At 56.4% G+C, this 19,233-nt stretch carries 18 protein-coding genes; 5 read left to right on the top strand and 13 right to left on the bottom strand.

The features are described from left to right. Window positions 1-23 precede the first annotated feature (23 nt). The 10 genes from QSK07_RS00990 to QSK07_RS00945 form a co-directional block, all read right to left on the bottom strand. Entirely contained in the window at window positions 24-1,364 is a 1,341-nt protein-coding gene (locus tag QSK07_RS00990; protein ID WP_285720221.1) for an ATP-binding protein, read from the bottom strand. Continuing rightward, window positions 1,361-2,041, bottom strand: coding sequence for a response regulator transcription factor (locus QSK07_RS00985; protein WP_013358661.1), 681 nt, complete (start codon window positions 2,039-2,041; stop codon window positions 1,361-1,363). Before QSK07_RS00985 ends, QSK07_RS00990 begins: the two co-directional genes overlap by 4 nt. Before the next feature lie 165 nt (window positions 2,042-2,206). Beyond that, window positions 2,207-3,091 carry a cysteine synthase CysM gene (gene cysM / locus QSK07_RS00980; protein ID WP_285720220.1) on the bottom strand — a complete coding sequence of 295 codons (885 nt, stop codon included), beginning with the start codon at window positions 3,089-3,091 and terminating at the stop codon, window positions 2,207-2,209. Window positions 3,092-3,172: 81 nt separating this feature from the next. Beyond that, a complete protein-coding gene (cysA, locus tag QSK07_RS00975; RefSeq protein WP_098052672.1) occupies window positions 3,173-4,261 on the bottom strand; it encodes a sulfate/thiosulfate ABC transporter ATP-binding protein CysA in 1,089 nt (362 codons plus the stop codon). Continuing rightward, window positions 4,251-5,126 (bottom strand): sulfate/thiosulfate ABC transporter permease CysW, encoded by an 876-nt coding sequence (gene cysW, locus QSK07_RS00970; protein WP_098052671.1) that lies wholly within the window; start codon window positions 5,124-5,126, stop codon window positions 4,251-4,253. The genes cysA and cysW overlap by 11 nt, the downstream gene beginning before the upstream one ends. After that, on the bottom strand, window positions 5,126-5,959 hold the full coding sequence (gene cysT, locus QSK07_RS00965; RefSeq protein ID WP_013358665.1) for a sulfate/thiosulfate ABC transporter permease CysT: 834 nt from the start codon (window positions 5,957-5,959) through the stop codon (window positions 5,126-5,128). The genes cysW and cysT overlap by 1 nt, the downstream gene beginning before the upstream one ends. After that, window positions 5,959-6,975 carry a sulfate ABC transporter substrate-binding protein gene (locus QSK07_RS00960; RefSeq protein WP_285720219.1) on the bottom strand — a complete coding sequence of 339 codons (1,017 nt, stop codon included), beginning with the start codon at window positions 6,973-6,975 and terminating at the stop codon, window positions 5,959-5,961. The genes cysT and QSK07_RS00960 overlap by 1 nt, the downstream gene beginning before the upstream one ends. 253 nt (window positions 6,976-7,228) lie before the next feature. Then, window positions 7,229-7,846, bottom strand: coding sequence for an RpoE-regulated lipoprotein (locus QSK07_RS00955; protein ID WP_098052669.1), 618 nt, complete (start codon window positions 7,844-7,846; stop codon window positions 7,229-7,231). A 65-nt stretch (window positions 7,847-7,911) separates the two neighbouring features. Then, window positions 7,912-8,379, bottom strand: coding sequence for a DUF2919 family protein (locus QSK07_RS00950; RefSeq protein ID WP_098052668.1), 468 nt, complete (start codon window positions 8,377-8,379; stop codon window positions 7,912-7,914). Then, entirely contained in the window at window positions 8,369-8,794 is a 426-nt protein-coding gene (locus tag QSK07_RS00945) for a GNAT family acetyltransferase (protein WP_003848834.1), read from the bottom strand. Before QSK07_RS00945 ends, QSK07_RS00950 begins: the two co-directional genes overlap by 11 nt. A 207-nt stretch (window positions 8,795-9,001) precedes the next feature. On the opposite strand from QSK07_RS00945, the gene amiA reads away from it, so the two are divergent. The 5 genes from amiA (at window position 9,002) to ampH (ending at window position 15,640) form a co-directional block, all read left to right on the top strand. Next, window positions 9,002-9,850, top strand: a complete 849-nt coding sequence (gene amiA, locus QSK07_RS00940) for an N-acetylmuramoyl-L-alanine amidase AmiA (protein WP_098052667.1) — start codon at window positions 9,002-9,004, stop codon at window positions 9,848-9,850. 100 nt (window positions 9,851-9,950) lie between these two features. Further along, entirely contained in the window at window positions 9,951-10,865 is a 915-nt protein-coding gene (gene hemF, locus QSK07_RS00935) for an oxygen-dependent coproporphyrinogen oxidase (RefSeq protein ID WP_285720218.1), read from the top strand. A 346-nt stretch (window positions 10,866-11,211) separates the two neighbouring features. Continuing rightward, the gene (gene tal / locus QSK07_RS00930) at window positions 11,212-12,162 is read left to right on the top strand and encodes a transaldolase (RefSeq protein ID WP_275221125.1); all 951 of its coding nucleotides are present in this window, start codon (window positions 11,212-11,214) and stop codon (window positions 12,160-12,162) included. A gap of 57 nt (window positions 12,163-12,219) precedes the next feature. After that, window positions 12,220-14,220: a transketolase gene (gene tkt / locus QSK07_RS00925; protein ID WP_285720217.1), complete on the top strand. Its 2,001-nt coding sequence runs from the start codon at window positions 12,220-12,222 to the stop codon at window positions 14,218-14,220. Between the two features lie 256 nt (window positions 14,221-14,476). Further along, complete coding sequence (gene ampH, locus QSK07_RS00920; RefSeq protein ID WP_285720216.1) at window positions 14,477-15,640, top strand: D-alanyl-D-alanine-carboxypeptidase/endopeptidase AmpH; 1,164 nt, start codon at window positions 14,477-14,479, stop codon at window positions 15,638-15,640. Here the strand turns inward: ampH and QSK07_RS00915 are convergent. The 3 genes from QSK07_RS00915 to ansP form a co-directional block, all read right to left on the bottom strand. After that, a complete protein-coding gene (locus QSK07_RS00915; RefSeq protein WP_275221128.1) occupies window positions 15,637-16,710 on the bottom strand; it encodes a DUF1176 domain-containing protein in 1,074 nt (357 codons plus the stop codon). The two genes, ampH and QSK07_RS00915, sit on opposite strands and share 4 nt — an antisense overlap. A gap of 186 nt (window positions 16,711-16,896) precedes the next feature. Next, window positions 16,897-17,475 carry a GDP-mannose pyrophosphatase NudK gene (gene nudK, locus QSK07_RS00910; RefSeq protein WP_098052662.1) on the bottom strand — a complete coding sequence of 193 codons (579 nt, stop codon included), beginning with the start codon at window positions 17,473-17,475 and terminating at the stop codon, window positions 16,897-16,899. Between the two features lie 141 nt (window positions 17,476-17,616). After that, window positions 17,617-19,113, bottom strand: a complete 1,497-nt coding sequence (ansP, locus tag QSK07_RS00905; RefSeq protein ID WP_061063077.1) for an L-asparagine permease — start codon at window positions 19,111-19,113, stop codon at window positions 17,617-17,619. Window positions 19,114-19,233: the final 120 nt, after the last annotated feature.

Here is a 19,233-nt window from a genome sequence, read left to right as displayed (position 1 = left end):
TATCGTTTCAGCTGTATGAAGTTTTAACCCTGCCAGTGTGGCAGGCGCAGCGTCAGTTCAAGTCCGCCTTCTGGCCGGTTCCGCGCCTCAACTTCACCATGATGGGCCAGTATCACTTTACGCACGATAGCCAGTCCCAGACCATAACCTTTGCCCATCAGCGGCGAATTTACCCGCACAAATGGGTCAAAAATACTGGAGAGTTTCTCCTCATCGACACCCGGCCCCTGATCGCGTACCTGAATCGCCAGCCACTGCTGCTCTGCGCGTAAGTCGACCTCAATGCGCTGCCCTGGCATAGAGAAGCGCAGCGCATTGCGTAAGACGTTCTCGACACCGCGCCGTATCAGCTCCGCATTGCCCCGCACAGTGTAATCACCCCGCTCGTCAACCTGTAACTCCACCTGCACACCAGGGATCTGTGCTTCATAGCGGACATCGGTGATGACCGCCTCCAGCAATCCGGTCAGGTCAAAATATTGCTCATCCGGGATGCTTTCATGTTCAGCCCGCGACAGCGTCAGCAGTTCACCGATCATTTTGTCCAGGCGACGCGCCTCTTCATCAATGCGATCAAGCGAACTGTTTACGCTTTCTGGCGTCTGTCTGGCGAGTCCGGTCGCCAGTTGCAGTCGCGCCAGCGGTGAACGAAGCTCATGTGAGATATCGTGCAGCAGCTCTTCCCGGGCGCGCACCAGGGTATCAAGCCGCTCAACCATGGCATCAAACGCTTCTGCGACATTTGAAATCTCGTCGTGGCGCTTACGCATAATCGGGAACAGACGCACGCTTAAATCGCCCTCAGCGACGCGAGAAAATCCTTCCCGCAGCTGACGCAGGGGTCGCGTCAGATTCCAGGCCAGCAGCAGACTGAACAGCAACCCCACCGAACCGGCGAAGACAAACATCGGCTCGGGAATATTCAGAAATTTTCGCGGCATCATGTTCTCTTTGCTGTTCAGGCGCATGCCATCCAGGTCGTAGCGCAGCTGATACTCTTTACCATCCGCACCCTGTACCCAGCGCACCACCTCTTCAGGCAGACGGCCCCTGAAATCCAGGTTGCCGCTGTCCTGTGATTGTGGCGATTTAGTCTGCTGCGTAACGTGAAAGAACTGACGGTCAGTTTCATCCCAGTCCGACAGCATCGCATTCAGCTCATCAGGCCCGCCCCGCTCCAGCACCGATGCAGCAGAGGTCATCTGCAGATCAATAATGCGCCGGATAGCCATTATTTCAGGCGGTTCATGCCGTTTACCGGAGAGCGTAAAACCGAGCCAGATAAGCTGGCTCATGATGACAAAAACGACCCAGAAGCCGATAAAGATCTTCCAGAACATGCGACCGCGGTAACTCTGTTTCATCGAATGCGGTAACCGATGCTGCGTACGGTTTCGATATTGATGCTATCAGCGGTTAACGCGCTGAGCTTCTGGCGAATGTTACTGATGTGCACATCAACGCTGCGGTCATAGGCTTCACGCGGACGACCCAGCCCCTTTTCAGAGAGTTCATCTTTTGACACGACTCTGTCCGGCGCGCGCAGCAGCAAATCCAGCAGATTAAATTCTGAAGCAGTCAGATCGAACGTTTTGCCCTGCCATTCACTCATTCGGGTGGCAGGATTAAGCGTCAGGTCTCCCCAGCGCAGCGGCTCTTTAGCATCCGGCTGCGGTACCTGCTCCTCGAAACGGCGCAATACCGCGCGCAGGCGGGCGACCAGTTCACGGGGATAGCAGGGTTTAGGCATATAGTCATCCGCTCCCATCTCCAGGCCGATCACGCGATCAATATTATCGCCTTTGGCCGTTAGCATGATCACCGGTATCCGGCTGTTCTGGCGCACCTGACGTAACACATCAATGCCGCTCATGTCGGGCAGCATAATATCCAGAATCATGGCAGTGAACTCGCCGGAGAGCGCGCCCTGAATTCCAGCGCTGCCGGTCAGCACCAGCTGGGCGTCGAATCCTTCGGCAATAAGGTACTGGCTTAACATCGTGCCTAATTCGACATCATCATCAACAAGCAAAATTTTCATGGTTATCTCTCGACAGAATTGGCGCTATTTTGTCCTGTGCCGGGCATTCGCGCAGCCTGATTTACGCGATCCTTACAGATTCAGTCTATCTGTTATGGGAATGCTGGCAAAAAAAACCTGTGGGCGTTAAATGCGCGCACAGGTCTGTTTCCGTATCAGCAGAGATTATTGATGATAGAGTCCGGTCGAGAGATAACGATCGCCGCGATCGCAGGCGATCGCCACCACCACGCTGCCCGGATTCGCCTGCGCAATACGCAGCGCACCCGCCACCGCACCGCCCGAACTGACGCCACAGAAAATACCTTCACGGCGAGCCAGCGCCCGCATGGTCTCTTCCGCTTCTTTCTGCGTCATATCCATCACCTCATCCACTAAGTCGGGGCGGTAGATCCCCGGCAGATAGGCCAGCGGCCAGCGGCGAATGCCTGGAATACTGCTGCCTTCACTCGGCTGCAAACCGATCACCTGCACGCCCGTGTTGTGCTCTTTCAGGTAACGTCCCACGCCGGTGATCGTGCCGGTGGTGCCCATGCTGGAGATAAAATGGGTCATGCGCTGGTCCGACTGCTGCCACAACTCCGGCCCGGTGGTCTGATAGTGACCCAGCGGGTTATCGGGATTATTAAACTGATCCAGCACCCGGCCTTCACCACGCGCCGCCATCGCCAGTGCCAAATCGCGAGCGACCTCCATGCCCTGCTCTCGCGGTACCAGAATCAGCTCTGCGCCATAAGCACGCATCGCATCCTGCCGCTCCTGACTCATGTTGTCCGGCATCAGCAGGCGAAGTCGGTAGCCTTTCATCGCCGCGATCATCGCCAGCGCAATGCCGGTGTTGCCGCTGGTGGCTTCAATCAGCTGATCGCCAGGTGAAAGTTCACCGCGCAGCTCTGCCTGATTAATCATTGACCAGGCCGCACGATCTTTTACCGAGCCTGCCGGATTATTGCCTTCCAGCTTGAGCCAGACCTCACTGCCGTTAGCTGGCGTCAGGCGCTGCAGCTTAATCAGCGGGGTATTGCCGATGGTATGTTCAAGAGTCGTCACGGTGCAGTTCCTGGCATCTTACGAACGAGAGGCGAAAAAAAGGCGGGAGTGACACTCCCGCCCGGTGTTGATGAGAAAATATCAGGCGCTTTGTGCAAAGGCAACTGCGCGCAGCGGCGTGTCACCTTTATAGAGCCGCGCCTGCTGCAGCCCGACAAACAGGCGCTCGCCGCGAATCGGGGCAGTCTGCTCACCTTCAAACACCAGCGAGAACGGCTCGCTCTGCCAGCCAGCAGGCTGAACCACCAACTGCCAGAAGTGGCCACGCGGGCTGACTTCCAGCACCTGCACCGGCAGCGGCGTTTCTAAACTGCTGCGGCGTGACACGTCGACTTCCCACGGACGCAGGAACAGCTCAACCGCGCCCTGATGAGCTGAGGTATAACCCAGCGGCCAGTGATGCGCGCCGACATGAAACTGCGATCCCTGAATTTCGCCATCAAAGCGATTCACTTCTCCCAGGAACTCCAGCACAAAGCGGGTCGCCGGATCGCGCCATACATCATCTGGCGTGCCGACCTGCTCAATGTTGCCCTGACTCATCACCACCACGCGATCTGCGACTTCCATTGCCTCTTCCTGGTCGTGGGTCACAAACACGCTCGTGAATTTAATCTCTTCATGCAGCTGACGCAGCCAGCGGCGCAGCTCTTTACGCACCTGAGCATCCAGCGCGCCAAAGGGTTCATCCAGCAGCAGAATCTGCGGTTCGACCGCTAACGCGCGTGCCAGTGCCACACGCTGTTTCTGGCCACCTGACAGCTGTGCCGGAAAGCGGTTCGCCAGATGGGCCAGCTGCACCATCTCGAGCAGGCGGGTCACACGCTGCCTGATCTCCGCCGCTGAAGGGCGTTCACGACGCGGCAGCACGGTCAGGCCAAAGGCGATGTTGTCGAATACCGTCATATGGCGGAACAGCGCATAGTGCTGGAAGACAAAACCAACCTGACGATCGCGCGCATGCAGGCGGCTGACGTCGTTGCCGTGAAAACGGATCTGACCGCTGTTCTGATGCTCCAGGCCGGCAATAATGCGCAGCAGCGTCGTTTTACCCGAGCCTGACGGGCCAAGCAGCGCCACCATTTCACCTGAGGCAATATCCAGAGAGATATCGTTCAGCACCGAGGTGCGACCAAAGGACTTGTTGATCTTGTTAATCTCAATGCTCATGATTTCCCTCCTGTTGCAGGCGTTTGTGCTGTTGCTCTAAACGCCACTGCACAATGCTTTTCAGAAACAGCGTTACGATCGCCATCAGGGTTAACAGGGCGGCGGCGGTAAACGCGCCAACGGTGTTGTAGTCCTGATGCAATAATTCAACCTGAAGCGGTAAGGTGTAGGTCTCGCCGCGAATCGATCCCGACACCACCGAGACCGCACCAAATTCACCAATCGCACGGGCATTGGTCAGGACGATGCCATACAGCAGCGCCCAGCGAATGTTCGGCAGCGTCACACGACGGAACATCTGCCAGCCGGACGCGCCTAACAGCACCGCCGCTTCATCTTCATGACTGCCCTGACTCAGCATTACCGGGACCAGTTCGCGCACGACAAACGGACAGGTTACAAACACCGTCGCCAGTACCATGCCAGGCCAGGCAAACATAATCTGAATGTTATGTGCATCCAGCCAGCCACCTGCCGGGCCATTCACGCCCCAGAACAGCAGATACATCAGACCCGCTACGACGGGTGACACGGCAAAAGGAATATCAAACAGGGTCAGCAGCAGCTGACGGCCCGGAAAGATAAAACGCGTTACCAGCCAGGCGAGCAGCGTGCCGAACACCAGGTTCACCGGAACGGTAATCAGCGCTACCATCACAGTCAGCCAGATGGCGTGCAGCATGTCCGGATCGGCCAGATTGCTGAGTGCGACAATCAGCCCCTGATTCAGCGCTTCCCAGAAGATGGAGGCCATCGGCACCACCAGCAGCAGAATCGAGATCAATACGCCGATACCAATCAGCAGCCACTTGCCCCAGTTCACAGGCTGACGCGCCGCGTGATTAAGTTGTGAAACCTCGGCCATTAGTGACCTCCCAGACGACGGCCAAAGCGGCTCTGCAATGTATTAATCGCGAATAACAGAATCAGCGATGCGGCCAGGATCACCGAGGCGATAGCGCTGGCTGCCGGATAGTCGAACTCCTGCAACCGGACAAAAATCATCAGCGAGGTGACTTCCGTCTTCCAGGCGATGTTACCGGCAATAAAGATTACCGCACCAAACTCACCCAGGCTGCGGGTAAAGGAGAGCGCCGTACCAGCCAGCAGCGCAGGCGCGACTTCCGGCAGCACGACGCGGCGGAAGCTCTGCCATGGCGTGGCACCCAGCGTTTCGGCCGCTTCTTCATACTCCGGGCCTAACTCTTCCAGCACCGGCTGCACGGTACGCACAACAAACGGAATGCTGGTAAAGGCCATGGCAATGGCGATACCAATCCAGGTGTAAGAAATTTTGATGTCGAACTGAGCAAACCACTGTCCGTACCAGCCGTTGACCGAAAAGAGTCCGGCCAGGGTCAGACCTGCTACCGCTGTTGGCAGTGCAAACGGCAGATCCATCAGGCCATCGAGCAGTGTCCGGCCAGGAAAACGATAACGGGTCAGTATCCATGCCATCAGCATGCCGAACACCGCGTTAAACAGGGATGCGACACCCGCCGAAAGCAGTGTCACCTTATAGGCGGCAACCAGCTGAGGGTTGGTCACGACATCCCAGTACTGTTGCAGCGTCATCTGCGACAGCTGCATGATCACGGCGCTAATCGGCAACAGCAGGATCAGACAGGTAAAGAGCAGGCTGGTACCAAGGCTAAGACCGAAGCCGGGCAACACGCGTTTATGGCTGGCTGCAAACATTATCCGCGCCCCGCCGCTAACAATTTGTCGAGCTCACCGCCGCTGACGAAATGCGTCTGCATTACTTTATCCCAGCCGCCAAAGGCATCTTCGACCCGGAACAGGCTGGTCTGTGGGAAGCGATCTTTCTGCTCCGCCATCAGCTGCGGGTTGTTCACACGATAATAGTAGTGAGTAATAATATTCTGCGCTTCTGACGTGTAGAGATAGTTAAGGTAGGCGCTGGCTGCATCAGCGGTTTTATTAGTGACGACATTCTTATCCACCCATGCCACCGGAAACTCCGCCAGAATGTTGGTTTTCGGCACCACCACTTCGTATTCATCTTTACCGTACTGATTGCGGATGTTATTCACTTCCGACTCAAAGCTGATCAGTACGTCGCCCAGGCCGCGCTCAGCAAAGGTGGTGGTCGCGCCGCGACCGCCCGTGTCAAACACTTCCACGTTTTTCAGGAACTGCGTCATAAAGGCACGGGTTTTGGCCTGATCGCCGCTGTCCGCTTTATCTGCTGCGCCCCAGGCGGCCAGATAGGTATAGCGGCCATTACCCGAGGTTTTCGGGTTCGGGAAAATCAGCTTAACATCGCTGCGGGTCAAATCTGACCAGTCATGAATCTGCTTTGGGTTCCCTTTGCGTACCAGAAACGCCATGGTGGAGTAGAAAGGCGAGCTGTTGTTCGGCAGACGGCTTTTCCAGTCTGCGGCAATGAGATTGCCTTTATCGTGCAACACCTGCACATCTGTTACCTGGTTGTACGTGACCACATCTGCGCGCAGTCCCTGCAGGATAGCCAGCGCCTGCTTCGATGAACCGGCGTGCGACATCTTAATGGTCAGGGGATCAGCGGGGTGACGGGCATCCCACTGTTTAACAAACGGAGCATTCAGGGCGACAAAAAGCTCCCGCGACACATCGTAGGAGCTATTAAGAAGTTCAGTGGCATTGGCTGCGCCGACCAGGCTCAGCGACAACGCGATACCGCTCACGATTTTTTTCATCGCTTGTAATGTCATTTGGCACCCTGAAAAAGTTTGACGCGGATCTCACCCGCTGAGGCATCAGTTTATTTATAACTCAGTGAAAACCAGTAACGGTTTTATATATCGTTTGATGATTTCAAAGTCGAAAAAAGCATAAGACGACGGCAGAGTTTATGCAGAAATCAGCAAAAGCCGATGGCGGAGAGGAACTGCGTGCAGCCCCTGCGGACAGGGGTTTTACGAGGTTTCAGCGTCCGCCGGAGGGGCGGCACGCTGAAGAAAAAAATTAACGCTGCCAGATAATCTTGCTGATTTTCCAGTTCTTAAGGGTATCGTCAGAGGGCATTAATCCCTCCGGACCGTGCCAGTCACCATGATAGACATAGGTCAGATGCTGACTGCCTGGCGCACGGCACGCTACATCACGCGCATCAGTGCCGCTGGCGAGTGTGCAGTTGTCGAAGGCTTTGCTGAACTTATTACTGAAGGTATCGCCCACTTTACTGCCGTCACTGCTGGCAACCGCGCTGTCCATCACCTCAATACGTTCGATCTGCGACTGTCCGTAAATCAACAGCTTAACCTTGCCGTCATCCAGTGCCTGCCAGAAAGAGACCACCTGACCGTTCTGACTGCGCATGCCCTGACGCAGGGTATAGTCACCGTTCAGTCCGTCCTTAATCGCGTCCTCTTTCATGGCGGTCGAGGCGGTTAATCCCCCCACACCCTGTTCGGTCGCGGTCAGCGAAGAACCGAACCAGTTCCACGGCAGCGCCGAAGACCAGTGATACGTCAGCGGATTCCACCAGCTTGCCTGCTGGCTGCTGTCAGCGCCGGAACCCGAACTGGCACAACCGCTCAGTGCAATGGCGGCGATCAGTAGCGTGGAACGAACAGCTTTCATGAGAACTCCTGTAAATGCGATGCCGGAAAGGCGGAACTGATTGGAGTCGCAAAGCGACAAAAAGTTTAGTTGAGATAATGTTCAGGCAGAAAGCAGTCGCGGCAGCGACGATTCGACTGCAGCCAGATCAGCGCCAGCAGGTCGAACAGCGTCAGCAGCAACGGCAGCGGCGAACTCAGCAGATCGCCCTGCACAAACTGCCAGCCCTGCCAGATCAGATTCACCAGCAGCGACAGCGCTAACACGCTGCGCCAGTGCTGCCAGAGGCGCGGCAGTCGCGTGCGGTATCCGGTCAGCAGCAGGCCCGCCAGCGCCGGTAAACCCAGCGCCAGACCGACCCAGAACGCCTGACGATCCGGATAGAACAGTGCCATCAGGTCGTTGCCCTGCTGCCGTGACGCTCCGGCCATCACCAGCAGCAGCCAGGTCCGCGCCTGAAGTAACAGGATTGGCCAAAAAAGAAACGGCAGCCGCAGCTGCCCTCTGGCGTCATACTCGTCCGGCGAATAGCCCGGCAACGGATTAATATTCACGATCTTCGATCAGACGTTTACCAAACAGCAGCGCGTCGACCGGCTCATAATCGAGCTTCTCATAGAACGCCACCACCTGATCGTTCTCTTCGCGGATCATCAGATGCAGTTTCGGACAGCCGCGCGCGATGAGCTTTTTCTCCAGACGGTTCATCAGGGCATTGGCAAAGCCGCGTCCCTGATAGTCAGGATGCACCGCCAGATAATACGCCGCGCCGCGATGACCATCGTAACCGCCCATCAGCGTGCCTACGACCACGCCACCCACTTCAGCGACCAGAAAGAGATCGGGGTCGTGATTCATTTTGCGTTCGATATCCAGCTCCGGATCGTTCCATGGCCGTAACAAATCGCAACGTTCCCATAAGGTGATCACTTCTTCAAAATCTTCCTGGCGGAAGGCGCGGATTTCCATCTTATTTACCTGCAGATAAGCACAATTTGCTGATTATCACGCATTCTCTGCCGCACGCAACCCTCGATGACCGGCGGAAAATAAAAAAGCGCGAATTTTCTGTTCGCCACCTGCAATACAAAGTAATGCCCTGAAATGGTTCTGTGATCGCAGGCAACAGAGCCTTAGGCTATAACACCGGCAAGATTCCTGTTACCGGACCCGTACATGCAGCTGCTTAAACGTTTGATTCATCGTCGTCAGTTACTTCTTTCCGGGCTGGCTCTGGCCATTTTATCGCCGCGTGCGATTCAGGCTAAAGAGCAGTCGGGCCTTACCGGGGCACATCGTCATACGCGCCCTGCCCCGCCAGCGAAAAACGGTAAACGCATCGTGATGATCGATCCGGGGCACGGTGGCATCGACTCCGGTGCCGTTGGTGAAGAGGGTTCTGAAGAGAAGCACATCGTGCTGGAGATTGCCGGTAACGTACAGCGGCAACTTCAGAGCCATCCGCGCATTGAAGTGCGCCTGACCCGCGACAGTGACCACTTTATTCCGCTTTATCAGCGGGTGGAGATCGCTCATCAGCACGGCGCCGATCTCTTTATGTCGATTCATGCCGACGGCTTTACCAGCCCGGATGCCAGCGGCGCATCGGTGTTTGCGCTCTCTAACCGCGGTGCCAGCAGCTCGATGGCACGTTATCTCTCGCAGCGTGAGAACGATGCGGACAAACTGGGCGGCGTGAAGGCACAGCAGCAGGATCACTATCTGCAGCAGATTCTGTTCGATCTGGTGCAGACCGATACCATCAAAAACAGCCTGACGCTGGGCAGGCACGTGCTGGATCAGATCCGCCCGGTGCACCATCTGCACAGCCAGCATACCGAGCAGGCGGCCTTTGCGGTGCTCAAGTCACCGTCGATTCCCTCGGTGCTGGTCGAAACCTCCTTTATTACCAATCCACGTGAAGAGCAGCTGCTCGGCACAACCGCGTTTCGCCAGAAAATTGCCTCTGCGATTGCCAGCGGCATCGTTAACTATTTTGATGAATTTGACCGCCGCAACGCCTGATTCGTCTGGCCTGTTTGCGTCGTGCAACGCGCCGCGCTCATGCAAGCGGCGCGGTTTTGCGTATAATCGCGTCAGACTTTGACAAACAATAAGCGAAAAGATGGCTGATATTTCCCGCGTAAAAGCGTTCCTGCTCGCATTGCAGGATGAGATTTGTAACCAGCTGGCGGCTGAAGATGGCGGCGCACAGTTTGCTGAAGATAGCTGGCAGCGCCCTGGCGGCGGCGGCGGTCAGAGCCGCGTCCTGCGCAACGGCACTGTGTTTGAGCAGGCGGGCGTCAACTTTTCGCATGTGCATGGCGATCAGATGCCGGCATCAGCGACCGCGCACCGGCCTGAGCTGGCCGGTCGCAGCTTTGAAGCGATGGGCGTGTCGCTGGTAATCCACCCGAATAACCCTTATGTGCCAACCAGCCACGCCAACGTGCGCTTTTTTATCGCAGAGAAACCGGGGGCTGATCCGGTCTGGTGGTTTGGCGGCGGCTTTGACCTGACGCCGTTTTATGGCTTTGAAGAAGATGCGCTGCACTGGCATCAGACTGCCGCCAATCTCTGTCAGGCCTTTGGCGACGATGTTTATCCGCGCTATAAAAAGTGGTGTGATGATTACTTCTATCTGAAGCATCGTGATGAGCAGCGCGGCATTGGCGGCCTCTTTTTTGACGATCTCAACACGCCCGACTTTGAGCAGAGCTTCAGCTTTATGCAGGCAGTTGGCCGCGGCTTTATGGATGCCTACCGGCCGATTGTGGCGCGCCGTAAAGATCATCCGTGGGGCGATCGTGAGCGCCAGTTCCAGCTCTACCGCCGTGGTCGCTATGTAGAGTTCAATCTGGTGTGGGACCGTGGCACGCTGTTTGGTTTGCAGACCGGCGGCCGTACGGAATCGATTCTGATGTCGATGCCACCGCTCGTGCGCTGGGAATATGATTATCAGCCCGATGCCGACTCGCCTGAAGCTGCGCTCTATCGCGATTTCCTGCCGGTAAAAAACTGGCTTAACCTCCCCGTCTGATCGCTTCTCCTGCTGCAGCGTGGTCCGTAACCCGCGCTGCGCTTATCTTTATTCCGACAGACCCGTTTCGTTTCACAGGGCACAGATTGCTACAGTGTTACCTGCGTCATTCGTCCTGACTGCTATGCTTAAGGATGGAATATGGCGCACCCCACGGTAAAAACCGCATGACGGCTCCTTCGCACCGCCTCGCAGCGCAATAATCAGAGAAACCGCATTTTCATCAGAAAGTCTCTGTTGCAATGTTATGGGTTCGCGTTACCGGTAGCAGAACATGCCACAGACCGGCTGCGAGGCCTGAGGTGCACCCTGTTCGCTTTCATTTTTCTTTTCAAGGAGTTTAGAGATGAACCAGCTAGAAGCCCTAAAACAGTTCACCACCGTGGTGGCGGACAGTGGTGATATCGAATCGATTCGTAATTACCACCCGGAAGACGCCACCACCAACCCCTCACTCATTCTGAAAGCATCCGGTCTGGAAGGGTATAAGCACCTGATAGATGACGCGATCGAGTACGCGAAAAAACAGGGCGGCAGCAAAGAGACGCAGATTATCAATGCCAGCGACAAAGTGGCGATCAACCTCGGTATGGAAATCCTGAAAAGCATACCAGGCCGTGTTTCGACCGAAGTGGATGCGCGCCTCTCCTTCGATCGTGGCATGTGTGTCACCAAAGCAGAAAAACTGATTCGGATGTATGAAGAGCACGGCATCGATCGTTCACGCGTGCTGATCAAGCTGGCCTCGACCTGGGAAGGCATCCGTGCAGCGGAAGAGCTGGAGAAGAACGGCATCCACTGTAACCTGACGCTGCTGTTCTCCTTTGCGCAGGCGCGTGCCTGTGCCGAAGCGGGCGTGTTCCTGATCTCTCCGTTCGTTGGCCGTATTTACGACTGGTACAACTCACGCAAGCCACTGGAACCGTACGTGGCGGATGAAGATCCAGGCGTAAAATCCGTGCGTCGTATCTATGACTACTACAAAAAGCACCGTTACAGCACCATCATCATGGGCGCCAGCTTCCGTAAAGTGGAGCAGATTATCGCGCTGGCCGGCTGTGATCGCCTGACGCTGTCGCCGAGCCTGCTGGAAGAGCTGCAGAACAGCGATGCGCCGCTGGAGCGCAAACTTGAACCCTCTACCGAGGGCTTCCATCAGCCGTCGCCGCTCTCCGAGGCGGAGTTCCGCTGGGAACATAACCAGGATCCGATGGCAGTCGAAAAACTTTCTGACGGCATACGCCAGTTCGCGGTTGACCAGCAGAAGCTGGAAGATGTGCTCGCCGCACGCCTGTAGTCTTTATTTTAATCGGGCGGGACTTTCCCGCCCTGATGCATAACAAGGGAGAACTTTATGTCCTCACGCAGAGAGTTGGCAAACGCGATTCGTGCACTGAGCATGGATGCGGTTCAGAAGGCAAATTCAGGCCACCCCGGTGCGCCGATGGGTATGGCCGATATCGCTGAAGTGTTGTGGCGCGACTTCCTCCAGCACAATCCGACCAATCCCGCCTGGCTTGATCGCGACCGCTTCATCCTCTCCAACGGCCACGGCTCAATGCTGCTTTATAGCCTGCTGCACCTGAGCGGTTATGACCTGCCGATTGAAGAGCTGAAAAATTTCCGTCAGCTGCACTCTAAAACGCCGGGTCACCCGGAAATCGGTTATACGCCTGGCGTTGAAACCACTACCGGCCCACTGGGTCAGGGCCTGGCTAATGCCGTGGGCCTGGCGATTGCTGAGCGCACGCTGGCTGCACAGTTTAACCGTCCGGACCATGAAATCGTCGACCACCATACCTATGTGTTCATGGGCGACGGCTGTCTGATGGAAGGGATCTCGCACGAAGTCTGTTCTCTGGCGGGTACGCTGGGTCTGGGCAAACTGATCGGCTTCTATGACCACAACGGCATCTCCATCGATGGCGAAACCAGTGGCTGGTTTACCGATGATACGCATAAACGCTTTGAGTCTTACAACTGGCATGTGATCGGCGACATCGACGGACATGATGCTGATGCTATCCGCGAGGCGATCAAAGAAGCGCAGAGCGTCACCGATAAGCCTTCACTTATAATCTGCCGCACCATTATCGGTTTCGGTTCACCAAACAAAGCCGGTAAAGAAGAGTCGCACGGTGCAGCGCTGGGCGAGGCGGAAGTAGCGCTGACCCGTAAACAGCTTGGCTGGAACTATCCGGCATTTGAAATCCCGGCTGAAATCTACCAGCAGTGGGATGCAAAAGCAGCGGGTGCTGAACGCGAAAAAGCCTGGGATGCGAAATTTGCGGCTTATAAAGAGGCCCATCCTGAGCTGGCGAAAGAGTATGAGCGCCGGATGAATGGCGAAATGCCCGCCACATGGGAAACGGAAGCGACCCGCTTCATCCAGGATCTGCAGGCTAATCCGCAGAAAATCGCCAGCCGTAAAGCGTCTCAGAACTCGCTGGAAGCCTATGGCAAAATGCTGCCGGAATTCCTTGGCGGTTCCGCTGACCTGGCACCGAGTAACCTCACCATCTGGTCAGGCTCTGAATCGATTAAAGAAGACCCGGCGGGTAACTACATCCACTACGGCGTGCGTGAATTTGGCATGACGGCAATTGGTAACGGTATCGCGCATCACGGCGGTTTCGTGCCTTACACCGCAACCTTCCTGATGTTTGTCGAATATGCGCGTAACGCCGCGCGTATGGCAGCGCTGATGAAGGCACGCCAGATTCTGGTCTACACCCATGACTCCATCGGTTTGGGCGAAGATGGCCCGACGCACCAGCCGGTTGAGCAGATCGCCAGCCTGCGTCTGACGCCAAACATGAGCGTATGGCGTCCATGCGATCAGGTAGAAACTGCGGTGGCGTGGAAAGCCGCTGTCGAGCGCCATCATGGGCCGACGGCACTGATCCTGTCACGTCAGAACCTGATGCAGCCGGAACGCACCCCGGAGCAGATCGAAAACATCAAACGAGGCGGCTACGTGCTGAAGGATTGTGACGGCACGCCAGAGGTCATTCTTATCGCGACCGGCTCAGAGATTGAGATCACCCTGGGTGCAGCTGAGAAGCTCACGTCAGGCGGTCACAAGGTGCGGGTGGTTTCACTGCCCTCTACTGACCTGTTTGATGCGCAGGGTGCTGCTTACCGCGAATCCGTGCTGCCGAGCGGCGTAAAAGCGCGTGTGGCGGTAGAAGCGGGTATTGCTGACTACTGGTTTAAGTATGTCGGTCTGGACGGCGCGATTGTGGGCATGACCACCTTTGGTGAATCCGCGCCAGCCAGTCAGCTGTTCCCGGAGTTTGGCTTCACGGTTGAGAACATCGTCAGCCACGCTGAAGCATTACTCAAGCCGGTTTAATGCATTTGCCCTTCCCGGCCTCATCGGGAAGGGCCATTTATTTTGCAGCCTCACAGATAAAAAAATATCCATTCCCCTCTTCCCGCTCCGCGCAAACTGATTACTATAGAGCCGTCATACTTAATGCTGCCTGTGTACGGGCTGACCGTCTTTTCCTGCTGTCATTCTGCCGGGATCACGCGGCTGCGACCTGATGCATCCTGATGAGTGAAGGCAGATTTCCTCCGATTCTATAGCGAAGCCACTTCCGTTGAACATGCGTACACCCTATTTACTGGCCCTGATGGTTTCACTGCTTCCATTAAAAAGCATGGCGCAGGTTGCGCCCGATCCGCTGCTGGCCTCACAGATTGTTGATCGCTATGCGGAACATATCTTTTATGGCAGCGGCGCAACCGGTATGGCGCTGGTGGCGATTGATGGCAATCAGCGGGTGTTCGCCAGCTTCGGTGAAACCCGTCCCGGCAACAATGTCCGTCCGCAGAAAGATTCGCTGATTCGTATCGCCTCGCTGAGTAAGCTGATGACCAGTGAAGTGATGGTGAAAATGGCTGAGCGCGGACAGATTCGCCTTGACGATCCCCTGAGTAAATATGCGCCTCCGGGTGCACGGGTGCCTACTTACAATGGCCAGCCGATTCGCCTGATTAATCTCTCGACCCACACCAGCGGACTGCCACGTGAGCAGCCTGGCGGCAAAGCACAGCGTCCGGTATTTGTCTGGCCAACGAAGAGCGAACGCTGGGCATGGCTGGCGCGCGCGAACCTCAAAGCGGCACCAGGCAGCAGTGCCGCCTACTCCAACCTGGGCTACGATCTGCTGGGCGATGCGCTGTCGCGTGCCAGCGGATCCCCCTATCCGGCGCTGTTTCAGCAGCTGATTACCCGTCCGCTCGGCATGAAGGACACCACGTTTACGCCGTCGCCTGAGCAGTGCGGACGCCTGATGGTAGCGGAAAAAGGGGCCAGTCCGTGTAATAACACGCTGGCCGCGATTGGCAGCGGCGGGGTTTACTCAACGCCGGATGATATGGGCCGCTGGATGCAGCAGTTCCTGAACTCGTCGGTTAACCATCGCACGCCGCAGATCGATCGCCTGCAGACGCTGATCTATCGCCGCGACCAATTGAACAAAGTAGAAGGCATGGATGTGCCGGGTAAAGCGGATGCGCTGGGCATGGGCTGGGTCTACATGGGACCGAAAACTGGTCGGCCTGGGATCATTCAGAAAACCGGTGGCGGCGGCGGATTCATCACCTATATGGCGATGGTGCCGCAGCATAACGTGGGGGTTTTTGTGGTGGTGACGCGCTCGCCGCTGACCCGCTTTACGCCGATGAGCGACGGTGTAAATAATATGCTGGCCGAACTGGTCGGCAACCAGCTTGGCTCACCGATGATGGTGCAGGTCATTCGTTAACGCTGCTGTACGCCACCGTCAGACTGGCTGACCCACAGGGTTGGCCAGTCATCACTGCTGTGCCAGGCGTCACAGGTCGACTCTTCCGCATATTCCGCTAACACAAACCGTGTGCCATCAAACTGCCAGCGTGTCGCCCTGCCGCAGTCGCCTAATCCACGCCCTTTACCAAACGTGTAGAGCTGGCCGCTGGCCGCGTCATATTCGGCATTAATCAGCTCCAGCTGTCGATCGCTGGCTCCGGGGGGAGTGAACGGCAGAGTCAGGGTGATGCCACGCGCTACATAGGGTGGACTGCGCGTCACTTCAAACGCCAGATCGATCACGTTATACGCCCCCATTTCGCAACTCACCAGCAGCAGCGCGCGCTGGTCGGTGAGCGGCGCCACGCTGACTTCACGGCGCAGCGGATCGAGTGAGCAGGAGTCGGTATTAACCCGCCAGGTGCCGTAATCAATTAATCCGCTGGTCTCATCGCGCGTCAGTGCAGCGGGTGACCTGACCGCAGGCGGCAGCGGCGGCAGTGCAGGCGGTGGCGGAACATCCCAGCTGGCCCTGTCGCCACGTTTGATCCACGCGCTCATGCTGTTGACCCGTCCCTGCGTGTCATCCATCAGCAATAGCGCGGCCTTCATGCCGCGCAGAGAGATCAGCGCATTAGGGTCATAGGTGAGCTGCAGATTTTTGGCCTCCATCACCAGATCAAAAAATTCATCAATGGCGATAGCATTGCTGGTGGCGAGATGATGCGGCTCTACCGTCCAGTGTTTGAGGTCGGGTTTAAGCCGGCGCTGATCGAGCAGCAGATTATCCTGTAGCGGGCCACCCGGCAGCGCACCACTGTAGGCGCTGCCGTAGTCTATGCGCAGCAAAGGGCGATCGTCGACGCCCGCATGGCGCGAAATCGTCATTACCAGTCCTTTGTCCCCCGGAATATTGCGCGCCACGCAAAAGGCTTCATTGTTGCAGGTGATTTGCCAGTCGTTGAATGACTTTTGCAACGGTTCCGCCTGAACAGAGGCAACCCACAGAGACGGCAACAGCCAAAGCGATTTCATCCAATACGACATTAAGAAGATCGATCCCCGAATACCCAGAGTGGAGAGAATAGCGCATCAACGGGCCTGACAGGGTTCGCATTCTGTGAACCTGTGCAAAAAGCGCAGTTAACTGCTTAAAAAGCGTGCATAAAGTGGATTACCGCTCACCACTCTCCCTCAACGCTGTCACGCCACAACAGGCTCAGAGGCACGGTTTTATGGCGTCAGCCAGCCTGCAATCTGTGCATGCTGAAGCAGCATGATAGTTTTGCCGTCACGAATGCGACCCTCAGCGACCATCGCCAGCGCATCCGGAAAGCGTAATTCCAGCACGTCGATTGACTCATCGTCGACGCCACCGCCAGCATTGTCGCGCAACGATTCATTATATTCTGCTGCGAAAAAGTGGATAAGCTCAGTCACGCCGCCCGGCGACATATAGCAGGCATACAGTTTTTCCACCTCGCCCACCGCATAGCCGGTCTCTTCAATCGCCTCCTTGCGGATGCAATCTTCCGGGGAGTCGTCGTCCAGCAAGCCGGCACAGGCTTCGATTAACATGCCGTCGTCATTACCGTTGACGTAAGTCGCGATACGGAACTGGCGCGTCAGGACCACGCTGTTCTTTTCACGGTTGTAGAGCAGGATAGTCGCCCCATTTCCGCGATCGTAGACTTCACGCTTGTGGCGGATAACCTCGCCACGGCGATCGGTGATGTCATAGGTGTAGTTACGTAGCACAAACCAGTTTTCAGACAGGAGCTTATCTTTGATGATATTGATCTTGAACGACATGATGACTCCGCTACCGCATAAAAGGAGCCTTTCATCATAGAGGGGGGCTTACGGGAAAACTATCCTAATTCTTCTCGTAACGGGTCGATTAGCGGGCAAAAAAAGCCAGCCCGGAGGCTGGCCTGATTGCTGCAGAACTTATCAGCGTGAGGTGTCGTCAGCCAGTCGGGTCGGCTGAGGCTCTTCTTCGTGATGATCCTGTTCGGTCTGAGCGACGGCGTGAACGCGCTTGCGCACGCCAAACCATCCCAGCACCAGCAATACCGCAATCAGCGGAATAGAGGCGATAGTGTATGTCCCGTTCGGGTAGTCAAACGCCATCAGCACCAGCACACTGAACAGGAACAGCAGCGTCAGCCACGAGGTGAACGGCGCGCCTGGCAACTTGAAGCTGACATCATCCGCCTTGCCCTCTTTTATCGCTTTGCGCAGTCGCAGCTGGCAAACCACGATAAAGGCCCAGGAGGAGATAATGCCCAGCGAGGCCACGTTCAGGACGATCTCAAATACCTGAGAAGGTACATAGTAGTTAAGCACCACACCAATCACATAGACGGCGATGGTCACCAGAATACCGGCATATGGGACCTGCTGACTGCTCATTTTCGACATGAATTTCGGCGCAGAACCCCCCATCGACATGGAGCGCAGGATACGCCCGGTCGAGTAGAGGCCAGAGTTCAGGCTGGAAAGCGCCGCACTCAATACAACGATATTCATGATGCTGCCCACGTAAGGCACGCCCAGCTTCGAGAAGAAGGTCACGAACGGACTCTGACCCGCCTGATAAGCGTTCCATGGCAGCAGCAGCACCAGCAGCACCACAGAACCGACATAGAAGAGGCCGATACGCCAGATCACGCTGTTGATCGCTTTCGGCAGCATAGTTTTCGGGTCTTTACATTCGCCAGCCGCCGTACCCACCAGTTCGATAGAGGCAAAGGCGAACACCACGCCCTGAATCAGCACCAGCGCAGGCAGTAAACCGTGCGGGAACAGGCCACCGTTGTCGGTGATCAGATGGAAGCCGGTGCTGTTGCCATCCAGCGGTTTGCCAGTGCCAAGGAACACCACACCCACCACCAGGAAGATGACAATCGCCAGCACTTTTACCAGTGCGAACCAGAACTCCATCTCGGCAAACCACTTAACGCCGATCATGTTCATGGTGCCGACAATCGCCAGCGCGCCCAGGGCGAAGACCCACTGCGGTACATCACCAAACGCGCCCCAGTAGTGCATGTAGAGCGCGACGGCGGTGATATCGACGATGCCGGTCATCGCCCAGTTGACGAAGTACATCCAGCCCGCCACGTAAGAGGCTTTCTCGCCAAGGAATTCACGGGCGTAGGAGACGAAGCTGCCGCTGCTGGGACGGTGTAATACCAGTTCGCCCAGCGCACGCAGAATAAAAAAGGAGAAGATGCCACATACCAGATAGATGATGGCTAACGCGGGGCCAGCAGCCTGCAAACGGCCACCTGCGCCCAGGAACAAACCGGTACCGATGGCACCGCCGATCGCAATCATCTGTACGTGACGGTTACCCATCGCTTTCTGGTAACCAGCATCGTGAGAATTCAGCCAGCGGCGCTTCGCAGCGCGCATCTCACTTGGGGTTTTCTTTTTAGATTTCATAGCATTCCTGTTTGTCCTGACCATCAGTCGTCGTCTCCCCAATGCGGACGTAACATCCTGCAAAATGGGGGATTTTCCTCTGTGCCTTTGCCCGTGAGTGAGTGCCGGGCAACGCGGGAA

This window comes from Pantoea sp. QMID4 (assembly GCF_030270445.1).
Lineage (GTDB): Bacteria > Pseudomonadota > Gammaproteobacteria > Enterobacterales > Enterobacteriaceae > Pantoea > Pantoea vagans.
The sequence above is the reverse complement of the archived record's forward strand: the minus strand, read 5'-3'. Positions and strand labels throughout refer to the sequence as shown.